Annotated in this window: 8 protein-coding genes; 7 read left to right on the top strand and 1 reads right to left on the bottom strand. The window is 69.5% G+C overall.

Features of this window, described 5'->3' with window-relative positions:
- A partial coding sequence (locus CG50_RS14305) for a BapA/Bap/LapF family prefix-like domain-containing protein (protein WP_161785416.1) occupies positions 1-389 on the bottom strand: 389 nt, incomplete at its 3' end.
- 290 nt (positions 390-679) lie between these two features.
- Here CG50_RS14305 and CG50_RS14300 point away from each other — a divergent pair.
- From CG50_RS14300 to CG50_RS14270, 7 genes are all read left to right on the top strand, one after another.
- Entirely contained in the window at positions 680-1,420 is a 741-nt protein-coding gene (locus CG50_RS14300) for a tetratricopeptide repeat protein (RefSeq protein ID WP_051910035.1), read from the top strand.
- A 163-nt stretch (positions 1,421-1,583) separates the two neighbouring features.
- Entirely contained in the window at positions 1,584-2,510 is a 927-nt protein-coding gene (locus tag CG50_RS14295; RefSeq protein ID WP_036639777.1) for a CpaB family protein, read from the top strand.
- A 17-nt stretch (positions 2,511-2,527) separates the two neighbouring features.
- Complete coding sequence (locus tag CG50_RS14290; RefSeq protein ID WP_036639775.1) at positions 2,528-3,814, top strand: AAA family ATPase; 1,287 nt, start codon at positions 2,528-2,530, stop codon at positions 3,812-3,814.
- A 9-nt stretch (positions 3,815-3,823) separates the two neighbouring features.
- Positions 3,824-5,296, top strand: coding sequence for a CpaF family protein (locus CG50_RS14285; protein WP_036639795.1), 1,473 nt, complete (start codon positions 3,824-3,826; stop codon positions 5,294-5,296).
- Positions 5,296-6,270 carry a type II secretion system F family protein gene (locus CG50_RS16325; RefSeq protein ID WP_051910034.1) on the top strand — a complete coding sequence of 325 codons (975 nt, stop codon included), beginning with the start codon at positions 5,296-5,298 and terminating at the stop codon, positions 6,268-6,270. The genes CG50_RS14285 and CG50_RS16325 overlap by 1 nt, the downstream gene beginning before the upstream one ends.
- Before the next feature lie 17 nt (positions 6,271-6,287).
- Positions 6,288-7,139, top strand: coding sequence for a type II secretion system F family protein (locus CG50_RS14275; RefSeq protein ID WP_051910033.1), 852 nt, complete (start codon positions 6,288-6,290; stop codon positions 7,137-7,139).
- Positions 7,139-9,613 carry a hybrid sensor histidine kinase/response regulator gene (locus CG50_RS14270; protein ID WP_036639773.1) on the top strand — a complete coding sequence of 825 codons (2,475 nt, stop codon included), beginning with the start codon at positions 7,139-7,141 and terminating at the stop codon, positions 9,611-9,613. The genes CG50_RS14275 and CG50_RS14270 overlap by 1 nt, the downstream gene beginning before the upstream one ends.
- Positions 9,614-9,620: the final 7 nt, after the last annotated feature.

The raw sequence follows: 9,620 nt of genomic DNA, 5'->3' as shown, positions 1-9,620 counted from the left end.
GTCGTGTCCGTCGGCTCGGTCGTATCCGTCGCATGAGAAGAACTGCCGCCGTCGTCGCTCGACAGGATCAGCACCGCGCCCAGCCCCGCAAGGCCCGCCGCGACCATCCCGCCGACACCGCCCATCGCGGCACCGATCCCGCCGGCCGCCGCGCCATCGACGGCCTCCGACAGACTGGTCACGCCCGAGAACGACCCATCCGAAAACAGAAGCCGGCTGACCTCGCCCTTCGGCCCGGTGTGAAAGAAGTTGTCGACGACGATCTGATCTCCGCTTTTCAGCTTGAGAACAAGGTCGTTGCCGCTCTTCTCATAGCTTGCCACATCGGCCCGCAAGGTGGGAACGCGAACATCCATGGGCTTGGGGACGGAAATCTTCGTGGTGTTCATTTTCATCTCTCTCGACACTGGATATCTGAAATGACAGCGTGCTGGCTCTGGCCTTTTGCGCCATAACACATACTTTCGTATTATCCATATGTCGAAAGATTTGATCTTTCCATCTTTAATTTGAAAAAGAACCCAACTAATGTCCTCGAACACTCATTATAATGGCGTACCGGGCCGGATTAGGGCCTGACACGACGATGCTCAGGGACGGTGACGTGCGGCACAGCGAGAGGTCCGGATTTTTCAGCCCCGCCCGGTCAGGGACAGCCCGCGGGGCAGGAGTGATTCTCTTGCTCGGAGCCGTCCTCGCAGGCTGTGCGGACACCTCTTCCGGGACCACGGCACGGAACACGGAAAAGGTCGCGGATGCCGCGCTCGGGGTCGGCGATTATGCCGAGGCCGCCCGCCTGTACGAGCGGGCCACCGCCAGCGCACCGCGCTCGGTTCCGGCGCTGCTGGGGCTCGGCCGGGCCTATGGGGCGACGGGGCAGTTCGTGCGCGCCCAGAACGCCCTCGAATCCGCCCTGAAGGTAGAGCCGCGCAATGAGCAGGTGCTGGTCGAACTCGGTCACCTGCAGCTGGAACAGATGCACCCGCGCGACGCGCTGGAGTATTACGACAAGGCACTGAAGACCGATGGCCGCAACAAGGCCGCGCTGACCGGCAAGGGGGTCGCGCTCGATTACCTGTCGCGCCACACCGAGGCCCAGCAGGTCTATCAGCAGGCGCTGGCACTGTATCCGACCGATTTTCCGCTGCTGAGCGATTACGCCCTGTCGCGGGTGCTGTCGGGCAATATCGGCGAGGGCATCCGGCTGATGGAGCAGTTGCTGCGCGACCCGAGCAAGGGCACCACCGTGCGCGCGAACATGGCGCTGGCCTATGCGCTCGACGGGCGCGAGGCCGATGCCCGCGCGGTGATGAGCGGCGACATGTCCGGCCCCGACATCGACCGCACCCTCGCCTATTACCGGCTGATCCGGAAGGATTATCTCGCCGGCAAGCCGATCGGCTACATGGTGTTTCGCTGAGCCCCTGCGGCCCGGCGTGGCATCGGCTTCCAGTCCCGCGGTGGCGCCGTCCGGCGGTCCGCACCCGTAACCAGTCCGCGCGGTTTCGCGCCTGTTTCTCCTGCTTTTCGCGCGACGCTGCCAGCCCGGCGCGCCGCCCCTGACCGATCCGGATGAAGCTGCCATGCGCCTGAAAGTCGCCCTGCTCGTCGCTCTTGGAACGATCCTGATCCTGGTGTCGTCCGCGCTGCTGCTGGTGCGGGTGCGCGATTCCGATCAGCGTGTGGACGAGGCAAACCGTGCCATCGCCGCCTTCGGCGAGATTGTGGCGCTGCCCGCGCTCGCCCGCGACGTGCGCCGCGGCGAAGAAATCGCCGACACCGACCGCAGCGACCTGCGCATCCCCTCGGTCTATGTCCCCGCAGGCGTGCTGCGCGACTGGCCCGAACGCAGCGATCCGTCGCAGAAATACTATGCCGTGCGTGACATGCAGGCGCATCAGCTGATCTCGCAAGGCGACGTTTGGCTCGGTTCGGCCGACGGCGGGCCGCTGCTCGCGGGCGGGATGGGCGCGGTGCCGATCGTGCCGAAGAATCTCGACGAGGTTCTGCCGGTGCTGAAGCTGGGCGATTACGTCGATATCTACTGGCGCCGGCCGGCGGGGGGCGGTCAGTTCGAGGTGCGCCAGATCGCGACCGGGCTGCGCATCCTCGGCCTGCCGCCCCGGCCCGGAGCGGTGCCCGCCGCCGTCGGAGCGTTGCCCGCCGCTGGTGTCAGGGCTTCGCCCTCCGAGGCTCCGAAAAATGCCTTCGACGGGCGTTTCGTCGTCGAGGCAGTGCAGGAGCGGGTCGCCATGCTGCTGCAGGCGGCGGCTCAGGGCGACATCTATGTCGCGCCCGCCGGCACCGCGACGCATGACGACAAGGGCGCGGTGGTGGTCGACAATTCCGTGCTGCGCTCCCTGCCGCTGGTCAGCCGCGCCGGCGCAGCCCCCGCCCCCGTCGTCGCCGCGGTCGAACGGCTGACCGCCGCCCCGCAGGCCCCGCAGCTGTGCAACCTGTCGGTGGTGCGCGCCTCGCAGCGCACCACGATTCAGGTTCCCTGCAACTAGGTGAAAGGACCCGGGCGATGCCGGCTCTGAGGATCTGCACGGTGACGGACGGGCTCGACGCGGTGCTGCGCGTGGCGGCTCTGCTGTCGGCTGCGGGCGAGGAAGCCAGCCGCACCGACCTGCGACTGAACATGGCGCAAGAGGCCCTCGCGGCCGCGCAGCCGGGGGCGTTCGATCTGATCGTTCTGGCCACCGGCACGGACGGGCGCAGCCCTGACATGCTGCGCGCGCTGGCGCAACGCGCCATCGGACTCGGCCCCGCCGTGCTGTTGTGCGCCCCCGAGGAGCCGCTTCCGGCCGGACTGCCGGCCGGATTGCGCGTGCTGCGCGGCCCGCCGTTTCCGTCCGGATCGCCGGAGACGATCCTGACGGCCGCCCTGCCCGCCGCCCCTGCCCCGACGCCACCGGCCACCCTGCCCGCCGACGGCGGGCGCGGCTGGCTCGGCCGGCTGCTTGCCCGGCTGAGCCGGCATCCTGCCGCCGAGGCCACGCCGCTTCCCGATATTGCCGCAACCGAGGCGGCGGCGGCACCGCCGCGCGTCCATGTGATCCAGCCCTCCAGCGGCGGCACCGGCGCCACCACATTCAGCGTCAACCTGGCCGTCGCCTTGGCCGAGCGCCTGCGCCCCGCCGGGGACGGCCCTGCCGTCTGCCTGATCGACCTGAACCCGCAGTTCGGCTCCGTCGGGAGCTGCTTCGACCTGCCCGAGAATTCGCAGCTGCGCGACGCTTATCGCAATATCCGCCGCATCGACGCCGAGGCCTTCGACGCCTGTCTGCAACATCCGCTGCCCGGCGTCGCGGTGCTGCAAACGCCCACCGAGATCATGCCCTTCGACGCCCTCGGCGCCGGCCCGGTCGGCGAGCTGATCGCGCTCGGCCGGGCCGCGGCACCGGTGGTGGTGATCGACATGCCGCATTGCATCGCCGACTGGGCCGAGCAGGTCTTCGTCGAGGCCGACCGGATCTGGTGCCCGGGCGCCCTCGACGTGCGCGGCGCGCGCAACGCGCGGCTGCTCGGGGCGCTGCTGGAGGCCGCCGCCCCCGCCTGCCCGGCCGGCCATATCCTGACCCGTGCACCGCTGCGCCGCTCCAGCGAGTGGGAAGAGGACCGCGCCGCCTTCGAGACCGCGACCGGCCGCCCGCTCAGCGCGATCCTGCCCGAGGGCGGACCGCAGGTCACCGCCGCCGGCAATGCGGGCACGCCGCTGTGCCGCAGCTATCCGAAAAACCCCCTTGCCCGGCAGATCCGCGCCTTCGCCGCCCGGATCGCGCTGCCGGTGCCAGATCCCGGAAAGGGCTGAGCCATGTCGATGTTCGACAAGTTCCGCCAGGAGCGCGATGAGCAGGACCGCGCCGGGCAGAGCCATGAACAGACCGCAGCCGGACAGACCGGGGCCGGACAGACCGGGGCCCCCGTGCCGGCCACCACGGCTCCGGGACCCGCTCTGGCGTCCGTGGCCCGGCCCGCAGACGCCGACCCTGCCGCCCAGGCCCGCGATGCCGCCGCGCGCGAACGCCGCCACAAGCTGTCCGAACTGCGTCAGGCCGCCCATGCGCGGCTTCTCGAAACCTTCAACCTGCCGGCGCTGCTGCAGGCGAACGAGGCCGAGATCAAGGCCGAGATCGGCAATATCGTGCGCGAGCTGCTGCCCGACACCGCCGTCGCGATGAGCCGCTCGGAACGCGAGCAGCTGGTCGACGAGCTGTATTACGAGGTCATGGGGCTCGGCCCGCTCGAGGTGCTGCTCAAGGACGACAGCATCGCCGATATCCTGATCAACGGGCCGAACATCGTCATCGTTGAACGCAACGGGATGCTGGAAGAAACCGACGTCCAGTTCCAGAGCGAGGCGCATCTGCGCCGGATCTTGCAAAAGATCCTCGCCAGTTCGGGGCGGCGACTGGACGAGTCGACCCCCTATGTCGATGCCCGCCTGCCCGACGGCTCGCGGCTGAACGCGGTGATTTCACCGATCGCGATCGACGGCACGCTGGTGTCGATCCGCAAGTTCCGCAAGGACAAGCTGACGCTGGAGCAGATGGTGCTGTTCGGCTCGCTCAGCGAGGCGATGGCCGGCTACCTGCGCGCCGCGGTGCAGGCGCGGCTGAACATCGTCGTCTCGGGGGGGACCGGCTCGGGCAAGTCGACGCTGCTCAACGCGCTCTCGGCCCATATCGGCAAGCGCGAGCGCATCCTGACCATCGAGGACACGGCCGAGCTGCAGTTGCAGCAACGCCACGTCGGCCGGATGGAAAGCCGGCCCGCCAATGTCGAGGGCAAAGGCGCCGTGACGCAGCGCGACTGCCTGAAGAACGCCCTGCGGATGCGTCCCGACCGCATCATCGTCGGCGAGACCCGCGGCGACGAGGCGATCGACGTGATGCAGGCGATGAACACCGGTCATGACGGCTCGATGACCACGATCCACGCCAATTCGGCGCGCGACGCGACGAACCGTCTGGAAAGCATGGTGCTGATGGCGGGGCTGGAAATCCCGCTGACCGCGCTGCGCCGGCAGATCGCCTCGGCCGTCAATCTGATCGTGCAGGTCGAGCGGCTGCAGGACGGCGCGCGCAAGGTGGTCTCGGTCAGCGAGATCGTCGGCTGCGAGGGCGACGTAATCTCGATGCAGGAACTGTTCTATTTCCGCCACGACAGCATCAGCCCCGAGGGCCGGGTCGAGGGCCGCTTCGTCGGTGCGGGCGTGCGTTCGCATTACACCGAGCGGTTTCGCCGCTGGGGCATCCGGCTGCCCGATTCACTCTATAGCGGGGAAAGCTGATGGCCGGATCGCCGCTGCTTCTGGGGCTGTTCATGACCGGTGGCGCGCTGGTGACGATGGGGGCATGTCTTTATGTCATCACCGATTACCGCCGGCTGCGACGGCGCATCCTCGAACGGCTGGCCGGCAGCGGCACCGGCCCCGATCCGGAGGCGGGGCGCCCCGCCTCGCTGCGTCCTGCCTCGCTGCGTCCTGCCTCGCTGCGCATCGACACTCATGGCGGGGCGCGGCCTGCGGTGCCCGGCCCGCTGGCGGGAACGCGGCTGTGGCGCAGCCACCGGCGGATGATCGTGCTGGGCGGGGCGGGTCTGTGCGCGGCGATCTTCGCGCTCGGCATGGGGGGGCTGCATCTCGGGGCGGGATGGTGCGTGCTCGGCTGTGCGGGGGCACTTGGGGCGGGGGCGGCGATGCTGCCGCGCTGGCACGCACGCAAGCTGCGCGCCGAGATCGAGGCCGGGGTGCCCGATGCGCTCGATACCGCGGTGCGCAGCCTGCGCATCGGCATCCCGATCAGCGTGGTGATCCGGACCCTTGCCGAGGATACGCCCGGCCTGCTCGGTGCCGAGTTCGCCTTCACCGCCGATCAGATCAACTTCGGCAAGGACACCATCCAGGCCCTCGAAGAACTGGCCGGGCGATGCGACAATCAGACCCTGCGGTTTCTGGCCGCCGCCGTCGCGATCCAGAGCGAAACCGGCGGCAACCTTGCCGGTCTGGTGGAAAAGCTGTCCATGCTGGCCCGGGCCAGGATCCGGCTGCGGCGCAAGATCGACTCGATCACCGCCGAGGCGAAATGGTCGGGCATGTTCCTGTCGGCCTTCCCCTTGCTGGCGGGCGGGGCGCTGTGGCTGATGACGCCCGACTATTTCGCCCCGATGAAGGGCAATGCACTGACCCTGCCGGTCCTGGGCGTGGTGGCGGCACTGCTGCTGTTCAACATGATCTTCATGCGCCGCATCGTGCGCTTCGACTGACACGACGAGGGGGAGCGATGGAACGACTGGCCATCATCGGAATCGCGCTCGGCGAGGCGCTGCTGCTTGCCGGGCTGATCGTGTGGCGGTTCCACCCGCATCCGGCCCCGGCCGGCCCCGCCGCCGCGGAGACCGCCGCGACCGAGGCCCCGGCGATGCTCTCGGGAGAGCTGAGCCCGGTGCAGCGCCAGCTGGCGCAGGCCGGGTTCACCGCGGCGAATGCGGTGGCGCTGTTCAACCTGTCGAAAGGGCTGTTCGGACTGGCGGGGCTGGGGCTCGGCTATGGCGCGCTCGTCTGGTATCGCGGCGGGCCGCCGGGGGTGGATGCGATGACGGTGCTGCTGTGCACCGCGACGTTCTGCATGGCCTACATGCTGCCCGCGTTCTGGATCGGCGCCCGGCAGGAGGCTTACAAGCAGCGTCTGGAAAAGGCGCTGCCCGATGCGCTCGACCTGCTGCAGATCTGCATGGAGGCGGGCCAGTCGCTCGATCAGTCGATCATCCGCGCCGCGCGCGAGCTGCGCGCCGTGCATCCGGAGCTGGCCGCGCATCTCGACTGGGCGGCCGAGGCGATCCTTGCCGGCATGGACCGCGGCGAAGCATTCCGCCGCATCGCCGCCGAAACCGAAAACGAGGATATCGCCGCGCTTGGCAATGCTCTGGTGCAGGCGGTGCGCATGGGCACGCCCGTCGCCCAGACCCTGACCGTCTATACAGATGACCTGCGCGACAAGCGGCTGCGCAAGATCGAGGGGCGGGCCAATATCCTGCCCACGAAGATGACCCTCGGCACGATGATGTTCACCGTTCCGCCCTTGCTGCTGTTGCTGCTGACCCCGGCGGTCATTCGCATCATGGGGATGATATGATGGCTCTGCCCGAGATCATGACCTCGCCGTCAGGCCACTCCCCGGCCGGGCCCGGACTGTTCTGGCGCCGCCGCGGTTCGGGTACCGGGCAGACCGGCCCGGGAAGCGCGGCGCAGGACGCGCGCAGTCTGCTGCTGGTGCTGGTGGCGCTGCTCGGTGCGGGGTTCGTGCCGGCGCAGGCCTGGCAACAGCCGGTTCTGGCCGGCTTCGCGCTGTGCGCGGGCTTCGGGGCGATCGTGCTGCACGCGCGCGAGCGCCGGGTTCTGGGCATGGCCGCGGCGCTTGGTCTGTCAGCCATCGTGCTTGTGATGCTGGCGCTGCGACTGGCCCCGCCCTTCACGCCGCTGGCGCCGGGCGGGATCGGGCGGGTGGCTCTCGGGGCGGGGTTCGGGCTCGGAGCGCTGGCGCTCGGCAAACGTCTGGCAATGCTCGGCACGCCGCGCCCCGAGACCGGGCGCCCGGCCGGATTTGTCGCCTTCGCACTCGGCTGGCAGGCGGTGGCGGCGATGGCCGTCGCCGCGCTGGCGACCGAGGTGATCGCCCTCGGCAGTCGCATCGGCGCGTCGGGCCTGTTGCACGCCGAGCTGATCGCACTGAGCATCGTCACCGCGCGAAGCTTCGCCTGTTACGCCCTCGCCCATCCGCCGCACGGGCGCCGTGCCGGACCGGTGCTGCTGGCGGCGGGCGGCTTCGGGCTGTTCGCGCTGCTGCCGGCCGCGATGGGGCCGGCAGGGTCCTCTGCCGGTGCCGGGCCGGCAGTGGTGACGCTGATCGCCACCTCGGCGATGCTGCTGCTGGTCGGAGCGCTGCGCACCGCACGCGCCGCAGCCGCCTGCGCCGCCGCAAGCTGCGCGGCCCTTGGCGCAATGACCGCCCAGCTTGCCGGGATGGACGGCACCGTGTCCGGAATCGCGGTGACCGTCGCGCTGATCATGGCGCTGGTGGCATTGAACCGCTTCGCGCAATGGGGCATCGGCGACGGCCCCGCCGCATCCGACGCCGGCCAGCGCTTCCAGTCGCGCGAAGGGCGCTGGCTCGTGGAGCTGGACCTCGAACGCCGGCTGGCCAGTCTGCCGCTGTCGCGCGGCGCCGGGATGCGCGACATCCCCTTCGCCAGCCTGTTCGCGCAAGCCGAGCTTGCCCCGCTGATGGAGCTGTTCCGCCGCCTCGGCGCGCCCGCCGCCCCCGACACGCCCCCCGACCGCCCCGGAGAGCCGCTGACCCTCCTCCTGCCCGGCGAGCCCCCCACCCCGATGCACGTCCATGTCCTCGCCCGCGAGGACGGCCGGGTGTGGCTCAGCCTGGCACGCGAGGGGGCCGATCCCTGCCTTGCCGCGCGCCTGAAGGAGTGCGAGGCCAGCCTGATCGAGGCCCGCGGGCGCGAGGAGCATCTTCTCGCCGTCGCCTCGCACGAGCTGCGCACCCCGGTCGCGATCCTCGCCATGCTGGTCGAGGACATGAAGGCCGGATCGAGTTGGGACGAGATCGGCATCAGCATGGACAGCACCGTGCGGCGGCTGAGCGGCATCATGGAGAATCTGCGCGCCCAGACCGACGGTCAGAGCCGGGGCGAGATCTTCACCCTGTCCGAGATCGGGTTCCAGATCCTCGAAACCTTCGGCAGCTCGGCGGGCGACATGCGGCTGCGTCTCGATCAGTCGCAGGATGCAGAGACGCTGTTGCAAGGTGCGCCGGTGCGCATCGTGATCGCGCTGTCGAAGCTCGTGCACAACGCCCTCGTCCATTCCCGCGGCACCGAGGTCACGCTCAGCTCTTTCCTGACGCCGGGCGAGAGCGAAGCTGCCCCCGCCACCGTCACCTGGATGGTGCGCGACGACGGCATCGGCATCGCGCCCGGGCAGCGCGCACTGCTGTTCGACGCCTTCCGCGCCGCCGGCAACGAGGGCACGGGCGACGCGACGCCGGGCCTCGGGCTGTATTACGCGCGCAAGTCGATCGGCATGATCGGCGGAAAACTGTGGCTTGACGAGAAGGTCTCTCCGGGTGCCTGCTTCGTGATGACCCATCCGGTCCGTCTGCTGCGCGAGACGCCGCAGAGCACCGCACCGAGGCAGGAGACAATGGCACAAGACGGCATTCCCTACGCATCGAAATCGGCCCTGCTGGTGGAGGACAACAAGCTGGTCGGAGAGCTGACCGCGAACCGGCTGCGCAAGCTGTTCGGCACGGTCAGCTGGGTCGAGACCGGACCCGATGCGCTCGACGACTTCCGCCGCGCGCCGAGTGCGATCCTATTCGTCGATCAGCTGCTGCCCGGCATGACCGGCAGCGAGCTTGTGGCCGAGGTGCGCCGTCTCGACCCGGCGGTGCCGATCGTCGGGATCACCGCTTCGACGCTCGGCTCGGAATGCGAGCGGCTGGAGGCTGCGGGGGCCAATCTTGCAGTCGAGAAACCGCTGAGCTTCGAGCAGACCCGGCAGATCGTGCGCCAGTTCCTCGGCGATGGCGACTGACGCGAGG

The organism is Paenirhodobacter enshiensis, assembly GCF_000740785.1.
GTDB classification, from domain to species: domain Bacteria; phylum Pseudomonadota; class Alphaproteobacteria; order Rhodobacterales; family Rhodobacteraceae; genus Rhodobacter; species Rhodobacter enshiensis.
The sequence above is the reverse complement of the archived record's forward strand: the minus strand, read 5'-3'. Positions and strand labels throughout refer to the sequence as shown.